The sequence below is a fragment of the Vibrio sp. 10N.261.52.C2 genome (assembly GCF_041471425.1).
In the GTDB taxonomy this organism is placed as follows: Bacteria; Pseudomonadota; Gammaproteobacteria; order Enterobacterales; family Vibrionaceae; genus Vibrio; species Vibrio crassostreae_C.
Window position 1 is genome coordinate 34,492 of the sequence record NZ_JBFROH010000007.1, and the last position, 16,117, is coordinate 50,608.

General features: G+C 44.1%; 17 protein-coding genes. 3 read left to right on the forward strand and 14 right to left on the reverse strand.

Annotated features, from left to right (window positions below):
* Window positions 1-630, forward strand: coding sequence for a bifunctional 4-hydroxy-2-oxoglutarate aldolase/2-dehydro-3-deoxy-phosphogluconate aldolase (locus AB4307_RS01370; RefSeq protein WP_372130866.1), 630 nt, complete (start codon window positions 1-3; stop codon window positions 628-630).
* A 105-nt stretch (window positions 631-735) separates the two neighbouring features.
* Here AB4307_RS01370 and AB4307_RS01375 read toward each other — a convergent pair whose 3' ends face one another.
* From AB4307_RS01375 to AB4307_RS01385, 3 genes are all read right to left on the reverse strand, one after another.
* Window positions 736-1,275 carry a disulfide bond formation protein B gene (locus tag AB4307_RS01375; RefSeq protein ID WP_372130868.1) on the reverse strand — a complete coding sequence of 180 codons (540 nt, stop codon included), beginning with the start codon at window positions 1,273-1,275 and terminating at the stop codon, window positions 736-738.
* A 9-nt stretch (window positions 1,276-1,284) separates the two neighbouring features.
* A complete protein-coding gene (locus AB4307_RS01380; protein ID WP_017061085.1) occupies window positions 1,285-1,440 on the reverse strand; it encodes a DUF5993 family protein in 156 nt (51 codons plus the stop codon).
* Between the two features lie 368 nt (window positions 1,441-1,808).
* Window positions 1,809-2,069, reverse strand: coding sequence for a DUF5062 family protein (locus AB4307_RS01385; RefSeq protein ID WP_017061084.1), 261 nt, complete (start codon window positions 2,067-2,069; stop codon window positions 1,809-1,811).
* Between the two features lie 448 nt (window positions 2,070-2,517).
* On the opposite strand from AB4307_RS01385, the gene AB4307_RS01390 reads away from it, so the two are divergent.
* The gene (locus AB4307_RS01390; RefSeq protein WP_029235681.1) at window positions 2,518-2,733 is read left to right on the forward strand and encodes a hypothetical protein; all 216 of its coding nucleotides are present in this window, start codon (window positions 2,518-2,520) and stop codon (window positions 2,731-2,733) included.
* A gap of 162 nt (window positions 2,734-2,895) precedes the next feature.
* Here AB4307_RS01390 and AB4307_RS01395 read toward each other — a convergent pair whose 3' ends face one another.
* Complete coding sequence (locus AB4307_RS01395) at window positions 2,896-3,552, reverse strand: QnrS family quinolone resistance pentapeptide repeat protein (protein WP_372104839.1); 657 nt, start codon at window positions 3,550-3,552, stop codon at window positions 2,896-2,898.
* Window positions 3,553-3,872: 320 nt separating this feature from the next.
* On the opposite strand from AB4307_RS01395, the gene AB4307_RS01400 reads away from it, so the two are divergent.
* Window positions 3,873-4,463, forward strand: a complete 591-nt coding sequence (locus tag AB4307_RS01400) for a TetR/AcrR family transcriptional regulator (protein ID WP_371721527.1) — start codon at window positions 3,873-3,875, stop codon at window positions 4,461-4,463.
* A gap of 108 nt (window positions 4,464-4,571) precedes the next feature.
* Here the strand turns inward: AB4307_RS01400 and AB4307_RS01405 are convergent, their stop codons facing one another.
* From AB4307_RS01405 to AB4307_RS01450, 10 genes are all read right to left on the reverse strand, one after another.
* Window positions 4,572-5,819 (reverse strand): anaerobic sulfatase maturase, encoded by a 1,248-nt coding sequence (locus AB4307_RS01405; RefSeq protein WP_372130870.1) that lies wholly within the window; start codon window positions 5,817-5,819, stop codon window positions 4,572-4,574.
* Between the two features lie 119 nt (window positions 5,820-5,938).
* Entirely contained in the window at window positions 5,939-7,684 is a 1,746-nt protein-coding gene (locus tag AB4307_RS01410) for an arylsulfatase (RefSeq protein WP_104216328.1), read from the reverse strand.
* A 124-nt stretch (window positions 7,685-7,808) separates the two neighbouring features.
* A complete protein-coding gene (locus AB4307_RS01415) occupies window positions 7,809-8,240 on the reverse strand; it encodes a tetratricopeptide repeat protein (protein ID WP_048610280.1) in 432 nt (143 codons plus the stop codon).
* Between the two features lie 194 nt (window positions 8,241-8,434).
* On the reverse strand, window positions 8,435-9,640 hold the full coding sequence (locus AB4307_RS01420; RefSeq protein ID WP_102487543.1) for an iron-containing alcohol dehydrogenase: 1,206 nt from the start codon (window positions 9,638-9,640) through the stop codon (window positions 8,435-8,437).
* A 234-nt stretch (window positions 9,641-9,874) separates the two neighbouring features.
* Complete coding sequence (locus tag AB4307_RS01425; RefSeq protein WP_004732424.1) at window positions 9,875-10,318, reverse strand: hypothetical protein; 444 nt, start codon at window positions 10,316-10,318, stop codon at window positions 9,875-9,877.
* An 85-nt stretch (window positions 10,319-10,403) separates the two neighbouring features.
* A complete protein-coding gene (locus tag AB4307_RS01430) occupies window positions 10,404-11,819 on the reverse strand; it encodes a coniferyl aldehyde dehydrogenase (protein ID WP_372130872.1) in 1,416 nt (471 codons plus the stop codon).
* Window positions 11,820-12,093: 274 nt separating this feature from the next.
* Window positions 12,094-12,576, reverse strand: coding sequence for a MarR family winged helix-turn-helix transcriptional regulator (locus AB4307_RS01435; RefSeq protein ID WP_017061075.1), 483 nt, complete (start codon window positions 12,574-12,576; stop codon window positions 12,094-12,096).
* A gap of 362 nt (window positions 12,577-12,938) precedes the next feature.
* Window positions 12,939-14,153, reverse strand: coding sequence for a choline ABC transporter ATP-binding protein (choV, locus tag AB4307_RS01440; RefSeq protein WP_372130874.1), 1,215 nt, complete (start codon window positions 14,151-14,153; stop codon window positions 12,939-12,941).
* Between the two features lie 2 nt (window positions 14,154-14,155).
* Window positions 14,156-14,998, reverse strand: a complete 843-nt coding sequence (gene choW, locus AB4307_RS01445) for a choline ABC transporter permease subunit (RefSeq protein WP_372129492.1) — start codon at window positions 14,996-14,998, stop codon at window positions 14,156-14,158.
* 95 nt (window positions 14,999-15,093) lie between these two features.
* Window positions 15,094-16,065, reverse strand: coding sequence for a choline ABC transporter substrate-binding protein (locus AB4307_RS01450; protein ID WP_137001587.1), 972 nt, complete (start codon window positions 16,063-16,065; stop codon window positions 15,094-15,096).
* Window positions 16,066-16,117: the final 52 nt, after the last annotated feature.

Below are 16,117 nucleotides of genomic sequence, written 5' to 3' on the forward strand. Positions count from 1 at the left end.
ATGTCTACAATTAACGAACAGCTAAACGCACTTAAAGTTATCCCTGTTATCGCCATTGATAACGCAGAGGATATTATCCCTCTAGGAAAAGTATTGGCTGAGAATGGGCTTCCAGCTGCTGAGATTACGTTCCGTTCAGACGCCGCTGTTGAAGCTATCCGACTGCTTCGCCAAGCACAGCCACAAATGCTGATCGGCGCGGGCACCATCTTGAACCGTGAGCAAGCACTTGCAGCAAAAGAAGCGGGCGCAACGTTTGTGGTATCACCGGGCTTTAACCCGAACACAGTTAAAGCATGCCAAGAGATCGGCATCGATATCATTCCAGGTGTGAACAATCCAAGCACCGTTGAAGCGGCATTAGAGATGGGCTTAACAACCTTGAAGTTCTTCCCAGCAGAAGCATCTGGTGGGATCAGCATGGTTAAATCGCTCGTTGGCCCATACGGCGATATTCGACTAATGCCTACAGGCGGCATTACGCCATCAAACATCGATAACTACTTAGCAGTGCCTCAAGTATTAGCCTGCGGTGGTACATGGATGGTGGACAAGAAGCTGGTTATAAACGGGGAGTGGGACGAGATCGCACGCCTAACACGCGAGGTTGTTGAGCAAGTGAATCGCTAGTCGAAAGCTAGTCGAAAACGTTCTAGAAAGGACAAACTCCCTTGATTCCATAGCAACAAAGCCACAGCACATGCTGTGGCTTCGTTGCTAACTCTAATGAGTCGGTTAATTGAGCAACCAATAACTCACTGGGTTATCAGGACATTGATAAGGCCCACACTCAGTAAACGTAGCAATGGCATTGAGCGCAACCACAACGATTGCCAGTAAGCACGCAATACGCCCTAGATTGCTCATTTTGTATGGTTCTTGAGTCTCTGTCTTATTCGTTAGTATCAAGATCACAGCAACCGCAAAGATAGTGGCCGTGAACAAAACAAAAGCCCACGTATAGTAATGCATCCCGAGGATGGGGCTACCATAACCCGGAGTTCCGGGAATCACATGTAATGAGACCTGTCTTAGGGAGGTTGCAACACCATATAAAGCACCAATTAGGACGATGCCATAGTGGCGAGATTGAGGCCCATAAACCACATTCAACATGAAGCCAAACACCACCATCACAAAGCCAATACGTTGTAATAAGCATAACGGACAAGGCAACTCATTAAGAACAAACTGAAGAATAAAGCCGATCAACAAAACGGCTGTCATACCCAGCAAGCCCAGTGTATTCAAGAGAGTTAACTGATTTCGATTCATGCTAACTCCTTACAATAAGATCGATAGTGGGTCGGTGGCATGATGGTTAAACCAATACAAACCTAGGATCACTGAGCTAGCAAAAAAGCCATAAGCAGCGGTCTTCTTATCGAAAAACGCGCATAGCATCGCCACAAGTAACAACAAAAACAGTAAAGACATCATAAGAGGAATTTCCTTTCTATTTATTCTGTTCAGTCAGACTAAACGTCATAATGAATATCCACACCGATGCTCTTAATCATTCAACTTCGGTAAATCGATGGATTACGAATTGAAAATCATCAACTTAATAGTTGTTAGTAAGATCCAAGCTGTCAAGTTTGGAGCCTCGTACTTAATGCTCACAAATACGTTGAGGCAACTAATGAACCGATGATGCGCATTAATGTTGATGGGCAGGTAAGATTGGCGAATCTGTGAATGAAGTTAGGCTTAGGAGATATCAAGAGGCTATTTTTACTGCTCCATAAAGCAAAAAACCCAGCGAAAAATCGCTAGGTTTCAAATATAAAAAATGAGGTAATACAAGTTTACTTCAGCGGGTCATTGTCCGGCAGTGCCTTATGAAGCCAGAGTGCTAAACGCTTCTTGATGTTCGCGCCATCAAGCTTATCGTCCGGTAACGGTGTGATCTGATTGACTTCAACAAGGAACAAGTACACCGCTTTAACCTTTATCGGTTGGGATGAATTTGGCAAATCAAAACCTTGTAGCTTAGCCATCTTAAAACCGACTTCAACTGCTTTTTTTACCAGCTTATCTTCATTAATGATCTTCGCGGTTTTCGACATATCATCTCCATCATCTTTATCGAATGAATACTGAGTATATCAAACCGAAAAACTCACAAGATTACTTCGATCTCAATTTGAGGAGTCGCTTTGATAAATAACGTAAAACGAATAACAGGCTCTAGGATGACTCTAATTCGCTTGATAGTTACGCCACCAATACCTGTACGCAAACGGTCTCTTAACAGAACACTCAATAAATGAGATCTTAAGTCAAAAAACAAAAATTCGAATAATATTTGACTTAGCATTCCAAAGAATACGGAATATTATGATGTTCATTTTGAAAGTTAAAATTCAATAAAAGATCAATAAACTGCTGTTATTTAAATGGTTTAATACTAATTCGACTTAGATCATATTTACAACCAATTGCAACCAATTGTTATTTACAAAATACTCACTAAGAAAATAGAATAAAACCACTAATTTTATACTGGTGTTGAAAATGCGTTACCTCTGGGCTTCATTCTGTCATAAAAATCCAATTCCAGGTCGAATTGTTCATATCCTTGTTATGTTGATAGCGCTAGCTTCTATCACCATTCCATTGATTTCAAAAGACGCCACAACCATCTTAACTTCACTGTGTGCTGCTCTAGTCTGTTTCGTCGTTTTTGTCTTCTTTGCGCTCGCCGACAAAATGCGCTCAGGCATGCATTAATCAACCAATCAGTTCTCTATCACCAAGCATTCTCTTTTTAAAAATTCATTATAAAATGCTGGTTACCAAATACGGAAAAGCCCAAAGTTATTAGCTTTGGGCTTTTCTTCTATAGCGAATTCTTACATATTCCAAATAGCCTGTAGTTAGAAATTACAGCTATCAATCAGGCATCACCACAATACCCATGGTTTCAAGCAGTTGCTCTTGCTGCCAAGCAACGATTTTAATCCCCGATGTGTCTACCTTGCGAGGATCTAACCCTTCTAATTCAGCATGGCATAAATTAGCACCTTGCATACTGAATTGCCCCCATACATCTTCCGAGAACACACCTCGGCTGAGATCAGACTCTTTCAGTGACGCGCCGCCAAGGTAAGTGCCTATCCAACGATTCTCAAACAGCTCACACTTCTCTAAACAAGCTTGTTCAAAATTGGCGTATGACAGATTACAGCCCGTAATATACGCAGAGCAAAAGTACATTCTATTGCTTACCTGATTGGCAAAGTTAGCGCGAGTAAAGTTCGCCCCTTTCAGGTCGCATTCACGTAGCTCAATCCCATAGCAATTCGCATTACTAAAATTCGCCATCGCCAACTGGCAATTCTGGAAGCTTGCATCTCGTAAGTCGGCAACATCAAAGTGGCATCCCTCAATATCGCCTTGTTCAATAAACTTACAGTTAATAAACGTTGCGTCACGTAAGTTCGAACGTCTGAAATCACAACGGATAAACGTACAGGCTGTAAATGTAAGCTCTGATAAGTCTTGCTGAGCAAAATTGTGGTGATGATAAGTGCTGTTATTGGTGTCCATTTAGCCCCCTAAAGAAATTAAGCTAAGACTACCATTGCGATCTTAAGAAAACACCAAATTAAAAACGAACAAAAACAGCAACTTAAAACACCCTGATTTAGCCATTTTAAGGCACCAAACAAGCCCTTTAAGGTTGTTATTTTCGATTTATAGGATGTGCTTATCTTGAAAAAAGTTTTGTCGCTTAGAAGTACCAATAAGAGAAAAAGTTACTTTGACGAAACGAGTCAATTATTGACCGCGTCCTAACGCGCTAGACTGGACGGTTGGTATGTTGCTCGTTACACTATTCCTCATTCTCAGCATAAAGAGTAAGAACAATGAAAGACATGCGACAAGCTATGCTCGATGCAGGATTTAGCCTTATTAATGAACACGGGTTTGCTGGTGTTGGCCTGATGAAGATCATCAACCAAGCGGAAGGCACGAAGGGTTCTTTTTACCACTACTTTAAATCCAAAGAGCACTTTGGTGAGATCCTTCTTACTAACTACTTTGATGAGCATCTCGCTAAGCTGGATGACTTTTTAAGTGATGAGTCGCTTTCTCGTCGTGACCGCGTTAAAGCCTATTTCGAGTTTTGGTGTGCGTCGAAACTGACTGAAGACTTCAATATCCAATGTCTTGTCGTAAAACTGGCGGGAGAAGTAGCTGGTTCTGAAAACCCGTTGCAATCGACCATGGCAGAAGGTGCAGAAAAGATCATCCTGCGTATGGCAAAGCTGTTTGAAGAAGGTAATGCCGATGGTGATTTCACTATCGCAGAGCCAGAATCGCTATCTCGAACGCTTTATGGCTTATGGCTAGGCTCAACGCTTATGGCCGCTATGCAGCGCAACCGTTCGATTCTAAACAATGCCATGGATGAGACCATTCTTGCCATGATCTCGGCACAAGAATCGGCTGACTAAATACCCCCGTAACCAGAAGCCAAATACCAAATACCAAAAGGCTCGCACAATTTAGTGAGCCTTTTATCTAACTTTAAATCTTGATTGAATCCATTCACGCCTACTCCATTACCCCAGACGAGACGCAATATTATTGGCTTTGAGTAAACCCTTAATAACCGGGTCGACATGCTTGAAGAAGCTCAGCCAACCTTCACAGAGATAATTTAACCCCGCTTCACCATCTCGGCTTGTGATGATACGGTTTTTGGGGCATTCGCCATGACATGCAAATTTAAACTCACAGGCTTGGCATTGTTTCGGCAGAGACTTTTGTTTGGCGAACCCAAAACGCTGCTGCTTTGGCGAAAAGGCTAAAGTTGAAAGTGCTTGTTCCTGAATATTACCCAGCTGAAATTCGGGAAAGACATAATGGTCACATGAATAAACATCGCCATTGGGCTCAACCGCTAACCCTTTTCCGCAGATCTCACTCAAGATACACATGGTGCTTTCTCTGCCCATCCATACTCCGACAAAATTTTCAAAGTACGGCACTAATACCCGACCAAAATCGTGCTCAAACCACTCGTCAAAAATGGTAGTGAGGAATTGTCCCCATTGCGCAGAATCGACACTCCAAGCTTCAACCTCACCTGATACAGGAATGATCGCTTGTTGGTTGCTCAACCATTTATTGTTGGTATGAGCCTCACGCTTATCGACCACAGGAATAAACTGCAATTGCTTCGAACCCACTTCATCGCGTAGAAAGCGATAAACCTCGAGTGGATACTTACCTGTCACATCATTCACGCAGCTTAGAGTCGCGAACTCGACGTTATGTTGTTTCAAGTAGCGAATGCCACGCATTGTTTGAGAAAAAGTGCCTTTGCCTGCACGGTTAGTTCGGTAGTGATTATGTAGGTGCTCTGGTCCATCAATACTGACGCCAATGATAAAGTCATTCTTCTTGAAGAACTCGCACCACGCATCATTCAATAACGTTCCGTTGGTTTGAAGGTCATTGCTGATCTTACTGTGGTTGGGACAATATTTTTTCTGCAGCTCGACGACCTTTTGAAAGTACTCAATCCCCAACAAGGTAGGCTCTCCACCATGCCAAGAAAAGATGATTTCAGGCGTGTTCTGCCCCTCTATGTACTGTTTGATATAACGCTCTAACAGGACTTCATCCATCGTATATTGAGAGCCTTTTGGGTATTCAAGCAGCTGCTGTTTTTCTAAGTAATAGCAGTAGGTGCAGCTGATATTACACACCGCCCCAATCGGTTTTGCTAGCGCTTGAAGCTTGCTGTGTGCTTTGCCATTGAACTGTGGAATTGAACTCAAGTTTGATAGCGATAATGTCGTCATGAAGAGTGCCTCGATGTAAAAGTTATTGTATTAGCCAAAACAATTCGTAATTCCTTTACACGGTGTTCATCGACCAACCAAGCTTAATGGCATTAGGTTGGCCGAGTGGTTCATTTCCTCTATTTCACGTTTTCAAACGGATTCCACGCTTCGTCAACCGGGACGATGTTTTGCGCTTTTTCGTACTCTTGATATTCAGCGACCATTTCAAGGAACAGATCTGGCATTTGATTTCTCAAGTCATGTTGCTCAGCTGGGTCTTTCTTGGTGTTGTATAAGTGCCACTCACTGTCGCCACCCATTCCCGTAGAGATTCGAATGATCTTATGATCACCTTTTAGCAAAATCCCGCTACCAAACAATTCAAATGGAATCGCATTATCGGCACTGTGCACCTCTGCCGTTTCCCCTTTGAAGTAAGGCAACAAGCTCACACCACTCATCGGCGCGACTTCTCGACCTTGATATTCCGTTCCTGGATGCTCTACCTCTGCAATTTCAAGAATCGTGGCTGCAATGTCTTTCACTTGGGATAAGTCATCTGTCTGAGTTCCCGGTTGCAACGCATCTTCACCGGCTAAAAGCGCTTTGGCTGGCTTAACGATAAATGGCACACGGAGACCGCCCTCTGCTGTGTAAGCTTTGTACCAAGATAGGCCACCGGTTGAAGCGCTTGCCCACTCAGGGCCAAGTGACACACTGGAGTTCGCCTTACCCAAATTTTCAGTCGAATTATCGAAATGATGAGCAGTCCACGTTCGGATCAAATCACTGATATTTTCACCGGTAATATCCGCCGCTTCTGGACCGTTATCAGCTAGATACATAATGTAGGTATTGTCGTATTCGCCGATTTCTTTCAGGTAATCGACTATCTGGCCGACTTGTTGGTCCTGCATTTCCATCATGCCCATCGCGACAGCCATTTTCTTGCCGTACCACTTTTGTTCTTTTTCAGAGAGCGAGTCCCAAGGTCGGCTTAATGAATTACGTCCTGAGATATCAGCCTCTTTAGGAATCACGCCCATCTCTTTCATACGTTCGAAACGGTCTTCTCGAACCGAGTCCCAACCATGTTCAACGTAATAATCGACTTTATCTTGATAGGCCGACTCAGGCGCTTGCAGTGGCAGGTGAATACCGGTGAATGGGACGTAAGCGAAGAAAGGCTTGCCGTCGTCTTTTTTGCTGTCGATCATCTTGATGATCTCGTTGGTGTACACTTGGTCTGAGTATTCGCCTTTGTATTTATCCTCAACCACTTCACCGTTGCGGTAAGTTGGCTCAACTTCAACGCCGGGGATATCGCCTTTTTGCAACGCATCCGCTGTTGCTGCGTTTTTGGCTGGGAACATCATATCTCGGTTAAAGTGATTCGAACCGCCCGCTAAAATACCGTAACTCTCCCCAAAACCTCGATCATCCGGTAGGAAGCCATCCTCGTGTCCCAAATGCCATTTACCAGAGAGGTAAGTGTTATAGCCGCTCTCTTCAAGCAGCGTGGCGACCGTGACACCTTTCTTGGTGAGGTAGCCTTCATAACCCGGCTTACCAATCGCGCCCGGATAGACGGCATAGTCAAAGGTGCCTAGCCCAACCTCGTGGCTGTTTGCTCCGGTTAGCATCATAGAGCGCGTTACCGATGAGGTTGGGGACGCGTGAAAGTTAGTAAACTTAACCCCCTCTTCAGCCAGCGCCATTAGGTTTGGGGTATCCGCTTCTGAACCATAAGGCTGTGTATCGGCAAAGCCCACATCATCGCCAACAATAACAACAATATTCGGCTTTTCTGATTCAGCCGCAAGAGCAGCACTGCTTGCCGCCGCCATTGCCGTGAACACTAAAGATTTCTTGAATGTCTGCATAAGACGTTCTCCAATTTCTGTGATTAACTTGTTTCAGTAATTAACTTTTCTGCGAGTAACTTTTTCTGTGATTAACTTTTTCTGTGGTTAACCGTTCTGTGATTAACCTGAGTTAGGATTTGAATTAATGCGCGGCTTGCGACATCCAATGTAATAAGTCGAGCGCAGGGTCATACTCTTGAGCTGCTGCCATGCCTATCCAGGTGACAGCTTCCGCTTGGCTGGCTTGAACGCCACTTCCAGAGATATACATCAACCCAAGCTGTGTTTGAGCTTCAGGGCTACCGTTATTGGCTGCGGTGACGAACCACTCCGCGGCTTTTTCATCATTCTGTTCTACGCCCTCTCCGCTCAGATATAAGTAAGCGACAGAGAGCTGGGCATCCAATTGCCCTTGGTAAGCCTCATCCAACAATTGCACGACATCTTGATGCTGCTGCGATTGATCCATGGTGGCTGCGTTCTTAGAGCTTTCGCTTCCAACGCTTGCTTTGGCAAAAAACAGAGCAGCCAAAACACCAGTCAGAATCACGGTAGTTAAACGTTTATTGATCATTTATTTCCTCCTCGGGAATAAAGGTCACAACGTCCCTGTTGAATGAGTTAGGTGAAAAGTAGGAATGGCGCGATGATGCACAAGCTTGATAGCAATACGTTTTCAATTTTCATAATTGGCTCTCGAGTAATAGTTGTGAGTGAATCAGGGACTGAACTAAATGGTCATAAAATTCAGCCGATTAAGACAAAGACTTAAATCGCTTTCTCAATGATGGTTTCAATCGTCTGTTTCGAGATTGGGTAGAACTGAAAGCAGATGTCTTTTTCAATCGCTTCCGCAATGTTGCTCTTCTCTTGCTCATCAAAGTCCCAGCTGCTGAAACGCTTCATCGCACCGACACTGGTTTGGAAGTTGTTTAAAAAATCCAACACTCTCTGGTAAACCATCTCATCGGTTCCGGTAGTATCGACCGAGAAAGCTTGAGCTAACTTCGCCGCATTCGGCATATAGAATTCCGGCAGCGCTTCAATCACAACCGGCATCAGTACTGTGTTGGCATCACCATGTGGAATGTGGCTAATCGCACCAAAGGCGTGAGCACAGTTGTGAATCGGAATGCCGCCCAAAGACGAATAGAAAGCAGAGATCGCCATGGTACTTGCTTGAAGAAGATTGCCGCGCGCGGTTAGGTTTTCTGGCTCTTTAAGTGCCAAGGGTAAGTTTTCAACAATCAGTTTTGCAGCCTGAATGCCGTAAGCGTCGGTGAATGCATTACTCATTGGCGAGACAATCGCTTCAACAGCGTGTGTTAGTGCATCCATGGCGGTAGAACGAGTAAGGTGAGCAGGCAGCTTAGTGGTAACGGTTGGATCAAGAATCGCGATATCAGCTTCCAATCCCGATGCGACTAGGCTTGCCTTAATGTTTTCATGTTCGTTGTAAAAAACAGCAATCGGAGAGGCTTCTGCGCCCGTGCCAGCCGTTGTCGGAACCGCAATGTGTGGCACTCGAATGTCTTCATTGTTTGGCCACACATCCATATGACCGCCGCCCGCAATCACCGTACGGATATCATCTATCTGCTTATGGAATGCGTATTTCACACCTTTAGAAGCATCAATCACGCTGCCGCCGCCAACAGACAAGATCGCATCAGCATTGACGCTGTTTGCAAACTCAATGGCAGCGTTGATGTTGTCGCAAGTCGCGTCTGGCGCGATATCGGTGTACACACCAACAAGCTGAACCGCTTGTTCATTGCCTGGCTGGTTCACCTTTTCGTTTACAAACAACGCCGAGAACTGCTCAACAAAGCCAAGAGACTCCAAGCCTTTATCAGAAAAGAGCACGACTCTTTGCGCACCTAAGCGACCAAAAAGAGAAGGGATATTTTCAATGCCATTCTCTTGAGCATGAACAATGGTTTTAAGTTGAAAGTTAAAATTATTGGTTGTCATGATATTTACCTCATTTCTAGTTGATGACTAAACAATAACCAATACAAACCGGTCGGTCTAGGGTGTTAATGTCAAAGATATGTCAATTAAGATCTTTATGGATCATTGCCCCAAAACGAAAAAAGCCCGCAAATGCGGGCTGTAGTAATAAGTAAGCTAGTGAGTGATCATTAAATAAGTGTCATTGACTCACCATCAGCAACTTATTAACTATTAACTATTAACTATTAACTATTAACGAAGATGAGCTGGCACCTTGCTTTTGTCTCTAGTGAGGTAGTAATACAGGTAAACTAAAGAGTAGACAGTCACAAATCCATCGAGCGCAAATACACCGCTCCAACCATAAAACCACTCATAATCGTTGATACACACGTTGTATAAGAATATGCCCACAAACATCGACTTCTCAAATGCACTGTAAATCATGGTCGAAGTACGCAGCGATTTGTACTTCGCCGAGAACATCAACAACACACCAATACAGCCAACCATGACTCCCCAGTGTTGATAGGTACCCATAAGATACTCTTTGTTCACCATCATCGTATCGTTGTACGAGAACAGCGTTTGCATACTCCAATCAGGCGCAAGGAAAGTAGAGAAAGCGGTTGCGGTTAAGAATCCTGTAACCATCAAATACGCTTTCATCGTTCGTTCAAAAAATCGTTCCAACATAAAAATAACCTCTTAAAATAACGTCGTAAAAATAATTTCTTATAAATAACTTCTTGTAGATAAATTGGGTAATGACAGAAATGATTTACTTGCCAAGCATGCTCATCACTGCGGTCTTTAATTCGTTGTCTTCTTTTGAAAACAGATGCTTAACTCGATGATCTAAGCCTGTTTCCAAGACGGTTTTGGCATGGGAGAAAGTAAGGAAACCTTCTTTGCCGTGATAATTTCCCTGCCCTGATTCACCAATGCCACCAAACGGCGCGTCATCAACCGCTAAATGGAAAACACAGTCATTGATACACATTCCTCCGGAATGAACTTGATGTTTAACCTGAGCTTGTAAGCTCAAATCAAAGCTCATTAGATAAAGCGCTAACGGCCTTGGTTTGCTATTGATGACTTGGAACGCCTCTTCGATATTGCGATACGTAATCAAGGGTAATAGTGGGCCGAAAATTTCTTCGTTCATCACTTTGGATGACAGGCTTGGTTCAACGATCAAATGTGTCACCAATCGATGAGTATCTAGGTCCATCGCTTCGTCATGGCAAGCAACGATTCGTGTCCCAGCTTCCTGCTCTTCATTCAATAAACCAACAATACGATCACATTGGCGAGGGTTAATGAGCGAGGTTAAACTCTCAGAGTAGATCCCTTCATCAAACAAGAATTGGTACTGTTTTTTATACTCAAGAATGAAGGCTTCAAGCTTATCTTCAGGGAGTAGCACGTAATCTGGAGCGACACATACTTGGCCGTTGTTTAGGCTCTTGCCATAAATGGTTCGCTCTACCGCAATATCTATCGGCATGTCTTCTGCCACGATAACCGGCGACTTTCCACCCAGCTCTAGCGTGACTGGAGTTAGCGTGTCAGCCGCTGACTTCATCACTTGGCGACCCACTTGGGTTGAACCCGTAAACAAAAGATGATCAAACGGCAACGCCGAAAATGCGGCTGAGATTTCTACCTCACCTTCAACCAAGCACACCTCATCGGCATGGAATACTTCCGCCAATAGCGCTGTTAATACTTGGTTCGTCGCTGGGGTAAATTCGCTCATCTTGATCATGGCGCGATTGCCAGCAGCCAGAGCAGAAATAAGCGGGCCGACGGATAACATGATCGGGAAATCCCACGGAGCAATAATCCCGACAACGCCTTTGGGTTGATAAACCACCTCCACACGAGAGGTTGAAAGTAATGGACCGGAATGACGAATTGAAGATGTCGACCAATGAGGCAAACATTCAATGCTGTGATCAATATTTCCGATACAAGGCAATATGTCAGCCATCAAAGTGTCTTGTCGGCTACGGTGACCATAGTCCTCACTCACGGCTACACACAAACGATCTGTGTAATCGATAAGCGCAGATTTAAGTGCGAGTAGCTGCTCAATTCTCTCCGATATCGCTGGCATCGGTTTCTGTGCAAAAGCTCCCTGCATGCTGTTCAACTTCATAGTCATTTGTGTTGGCGTCAATTCGTGTTTCATACATCACCTCGTGGTTAAGATGAACACACAATAATACACAACAGACCGGTCGGTCTAGAGTTTTATTGTCAGAGAATCGTCAATGGAGTTTTGATGACAATCCAATAAGGCGGCTACAAACGGGGCAAAAAGTCAGGGGAATTTAAAATAAGAAGGCGTAACTAACACGCAAGGCAAATAGAGATTTTAAATGGCAGGATCAAAAATGGCCGCTTAATGCGACCATTTAATAATTACTTAAGTTATTGTTCTAAAAAACAATTTAAAATTAACGTTAACTCTTGGCTACGTTTGCAATGCCTTCAAGCTGAAGTACTGGAGCGGCGTCGATGTCTTCTGCGTTCATCATTGATGATACTCGCTGCATTGAAGAAAGCAGTAAGCTTTGCTCCCACGGCTCTAGGTTTTGGAATTTTTTAACGAAGTTATCTTGCAGCGGTGGCGGCGCATTGTTTAGCAACTCTTGACCTTTTTCAGTCAGGTTTGCGTGTACTTTGCGTCGGTCTGACGAGCTGCGAACACGTTGTACATAGCCATTCAGTTCCAAGCGATCGATGATCGTGGTTGTGGTGGCTTGGCTTACATTGGTGTGATTAGACAATTCTTTGATCGTCACATTACCCATTTCTTGGATTGCTCTCATTAAGATTAATTGAGGGCCAGTCAAACCATACTCTTTACTCAGCTTTTTCGAGTGTAAATCGATAGCGCGAATAATTTGGCGAATAGCGACCAGGATTTCGTCATGTTTGTCCAAGATGCAGACCTTTGTACTAATATACTGTGAATGGTTTTACAGCGTCGAAGCGATGATATGTCCTGATTATTTACGTCAGGTGAGCTCGAATTACACTGTAAATTGATAAATTACTTCATTGATTTTTCCGCATTGTACTGATGTTCATACTATTCTCAATCTTTTCTATACCACTAAACTTGCGTGGTACGGCACTTTTACTTAATGAAGGGGAAATGCAAGCTTCAATGAAGGTAAAAATAGTGAGTCCGAGAATACAAGTTCAAACAATAATATATTTTAATAATCATAGAGGTAGAGAGACTTAACCCTCTCCACCTAATAAAAAACCAGCCCTAATCGCCAAACTGCAAAACGAAATTTTACGCGGCTGTATTCATCTGAAAATTACCCGTTAGTGCGTTGTAAAACTCGCTGTTATCCAGAATACCGACCAGTTGATTGTCTTCCACCAGCAAAATCGGGTGGTTACTGATCTGCTTGAGCTTAATCGCATCACGCATGCCAATTTCCGGACTTGCCACGACCACACTCGACGCGCTGATCGCGGTTAGGTCGTCAGACTCGCTCCACTCGACAAGCGCCAAAGCAGATTCACCTTTCACAGATAAAGCACCTTCATTCTGTTCAATCCAGAGATCTTTAGAATCGCAGATCTTCCAGCTTTCATTCTCTTGCGTCAGTGAATCAAGAGGCTGCATCAAAGAACGACCTTTAAGCACATTCAATGGATTGGTGTGTGCAACGAAGTCTTTTACGTATTCTGTTTTTGGCGTCAATACGATCTCTTCAGGCTTACCGTGTTGAATCAGCTTTCCTGACTCCATGATCGCGATGTTGTTACCAATCTTCAGTGCTTCATCTAGGTCGTGACTCACGAACAGAATCGTCTTGTTGAGTTTGTTTTGCAGCGTGATCAGTTCATCTTGCAGCTGAGCACGAATCAGTGGATCAAGCGCCGAAAACGGTTCATCCATCAACAGAATGTCGGTGTCCATTGCAAACGCACGCGCCAAACCAACACGTTGCTGCATACCGCCAGAAAGCTCATGCGGATACTTGGTTTCCCACTCTGCCAAACCCACCATTTCAAGTTGTTCACGCGCTTTAGCACGACGAACATCTTTGGCTACGCCTTGCATTTCTAGACCAAACGCCACGTTATCTAACACGTTTAACCAAGGCATTAGGGCAAATTTTTGGAACACCATAGAAACGCGGTGAGTACGAAGATGACGCAAGGTCGCTTCGTCGCACTGTTCACCTAAATCAACCTGCTTGTCTCCATCTTTGATCGCCAATGAGCCACGGCTGATCTCATTCAGGCCGTTAACTGCGCGAAGCAAAGATGATTTACCAGAACCAGACAACCCCATCAGCACACAAATCTCGCCTTCTTCAACGGTCAGCGACACATTATCTACGCCAACCACTTGGCCAGTCTCATCAATGATCTCTTGGCGAGTTTTACCTTGGTCGAGTAGCTCAAGCGCTTGTTTCGATTTATTACCAAACACAACATCGAGATTCTTAATGGTAATCGCGTCCATTGTCTTTTTTCCCTGAGAGTTAGACATGATTAAGCTTCCTTCTGGTTTGGTGTTTTGCACAAGCGGTCAAGGATGATTGCGACTAATACAATCGCTAATCCAGCTTCAAAACCTTGTGAGATGTTCACTGTGTTCAATGCACGAACAACAGGTTTACCAAGTCCGTCAGCACCGACAAGAGCGGCGATAACCACCATCGAAAGCGACAACATAATACATTGGGTTACACCCGCCATGATGCTTGGTAGAGCCGCCGGTAATTCGACCTTCATCAGCAATTTCATGCGGCCGGCACCAAACGCTTTACCCGCTTCAATCAACTCTTCAGGCACTTTAGTGACGCCTAAGTAGGTTAAACGAATCGGTGCAGCTATCGCGAAAATAATGGTAGAGATTAAGCCAGGAACAATACCCAAGCCGAATAGAACCAGAGTTGGAATCAGATAAACGAAAGTTGGGACTGTCTGCATCAAATCAAGAATTGGACGCAAAACTGTATAGAGCCAAGGACGGTGAGCAGCCATGATGCCAACCGGTACGCCAATTAATACGGAAATCGTTGTCGCCGCAAAGACGAGAACAAAGGTTTCCAGCATTTCTTGCCAATAGCCGAGGTTAAGAATAGTCAGCAGTGCTGCGACCACAAAGATCACCAGCGAAGGTTTACGGTGTAAGTACCATGCAATAGCAGCAGTCATCACGATTGGCAGAGCAGGCGGCATCCACTTAAATACATCGACTAAAAACATAATGACGGTTTCTAGAAAAATCGAAATAGCGTCAAAGAATCCTGCTGCATTGATTGTTAGCCAATCAACACCCGCTTCCATCCATTGTCCGACAGGGATTTTGTTTTCCGTAATAAAATTCACAATATTGCCTTTTATTATGGGTGGGCTACTTCAAACCAATCGATAAATTGGCAAGCCCACCTTTATTATTTATGTAGCTGTTGAGATAGGTAGAACTAAGCTTTAACTTGCTTTAAGTATTCAGTGACGGCTTGAGTCGCTGATTCACCTTTATGCGTTTTTACGTTGTCTAACCAAGCTTCAACTTGTTGAGGATTCTTGTTCAACCATTGTTGAGCTGCTTTTTCTGGCTTCACTTTTTGGTTAAGAATCTCTTCCATCAACTGGTTTTCCATCTCTAGAGTGAATTCTAGGTTTTGTAGAAGTTGACCGACGTTTGCACACTCAGACAGGTAGTTTGAACGAACGTTAGTGTAAACATTCGCGCCACCGTAGTTAGGGCCAAAGAAGTCGTCACCACCTGATAGGTATTCCATCTCAACATTGCTGTTCATTGGGTGCGGCGCCCAACCTAGATAAACGATCCACTGGCTACGACGAGCAGCGCGAGATACTTGCGACACCATGCCCGCTTCGCTTGATTCCACTAGGCTGAAATCTTTCAAGCCAAACGCGTCTGAATCAATCATTGATTGTATTAGGCGGTTACCGTCGTTACCCGGCTCGATGCCATAGATGCGGTCTTTAAATTTGTCGGCATGTTTTGCTAGGTCGGCGAAGCTTTTTACACCTGAGTCGTACACATATTTTGGTACAGCTAGTGTGTATTTTGCGCCTTCAAGGTTGGCACGAACGGTTTCAACCGTGCCCGCTTCACGGTACTTAGCAATATCGCCTTCCATAGTTGGCATCCAGTTGCCTAGGAATACGTCAATATCGCCGTTCGCCATTGAAGAGTATGTCACCGGTACTGAAAGTAGGTCGGTTTTGGTTTTGTAACCAAGGCCTTTTAATAGTTCAGAAGTAACGGCGGTTGTTGCGGTAATGTCAGTCCAGCCTACATCAGCGAAGCGGACGTTTTCACATTGCTGTGGTTCAATAGAAGCGTTAGCACCAAATGCAAATGAACTGATGGCTAATGTTGCTAATACCTTTTTTGTAGCGGTTTGTTTATGTTGAGTCGTCATAATGATTCCTTTTTATCTTTCCTTTTTCTGCCCTAACTCATACTAATCAGGG

What these genes read in the sequence shown, in the direction of transcription:
- AB4307_RS01405 (WP_372130870.1), bottom strand. Translation starts at nt 5,819, where the DNA reads ATGACGACATTATCGCTATCAAACTTGAGTTCAATTCCACAGTTCAAT.
- AB4307_RS01450 (WP_137001587.1), bottom strand. Translation starts at nt 16,065, where the DNA reads ATGACGACTCAACATAAACAAACCGCTACAAAAAAGGTATTAGCAACA.
- AB4307_RS01425 (WP_004732424.1), bottom strand. Translation starts at nt 10,318, where the DNA reads ATGTTGGAACGATTTTTTGAACGAACGATGAAAGCGTATTTGATGGTT.
- AB4307_RS01375 (WP_372130868.1), bottom strand. Translation starts at nt 1,275, where the DNA reads ATGAATCGAAATCAGTTAACTCTCTTGAATACACTGGGCTTGCTGGGT.
- AB4307_RS01395 (WP_372104839.1), bottom strand. Translation starts at nt 3,552, where the DNA reads ATGGACACCAATAACAGCACTTATCATCACCACAATTTTGCTCAGCAA.
- AB4307_RS01390 (WP_029235681.1), top strand. Translation starts at nt 2,518, where the DNA reads ATGCGTTACCTCTGGGCTTCATTCTGTCATAAAAATCCAATTCCAGGT.
- AB4307_RS01415 (WP_048610280.1), bottom strand. Translation starts at nt 8,240, where the DNA reads ATGATCAATAAACGTTTAACTACCGTGATTCTGACTGGTGTTTTGGCT.
- AB4307_RS01430 (WP_372130872.1), bottom strand. Translation starts at nt 11,819, where the DNA reads ATGAAACACGAATTGACGCCAACACAAATGACTATGAAGTTGAACAGC.
- AB4307_RS01385 (WP_017061084.1), bottom strand. Translation starts at nt 2,069, where the DNA reads ATGTCGAAAACCGCGAAGATCATTAATGAAGATAAGCTGGTAAAAAAA.
- choV (WP_372130874.1), bottom strand. Translation starts at nt 14,153, where the DNA reads ATGTCTAACTCTCAGGGAAAAAAGACAATGGACGCGATTACCATTAAG.
- AB4307_RS01380 (WP_017061085.1), bottom strand. Translation starts at nt 1,440, where the DNA reads ATGATGTCTTTACTGTTTTTGTTGTTACTTGTGGCGATGCTATGCGCG.
- AB4307_RS01370 (WP_372130866.1), top strand. Translation starts at nt 1, where the DNA reads ATGTCTACAATTAACGAACAGCTAAACGCACTTAAAGTTATCCCTGTT.
- AB4307_RS01410 (WP_104216328.1), bottom strand. Translation starts at nt 7,684, where the DNA reads ATGCAGACATTCAAGAAATCTTTAGTGTTCACGGCAATGGCGGCGGCA.
- AB4307_RS01420 (WP_102487543.1), bottom strand. Translation starts at nt 9,640, where the DNA reads ATGACAACCAATAATTTTAACTTTCAACTTAAAACCATTGTTCATGCT.
- AB4307_RS01400 (WP_371721527.1), top strand. Translation starts at nt 3,873, where the DNA reads ATGAAAGACATGCGACAAGCTATGCTCGATGCAGGATTTAGCCTTATT.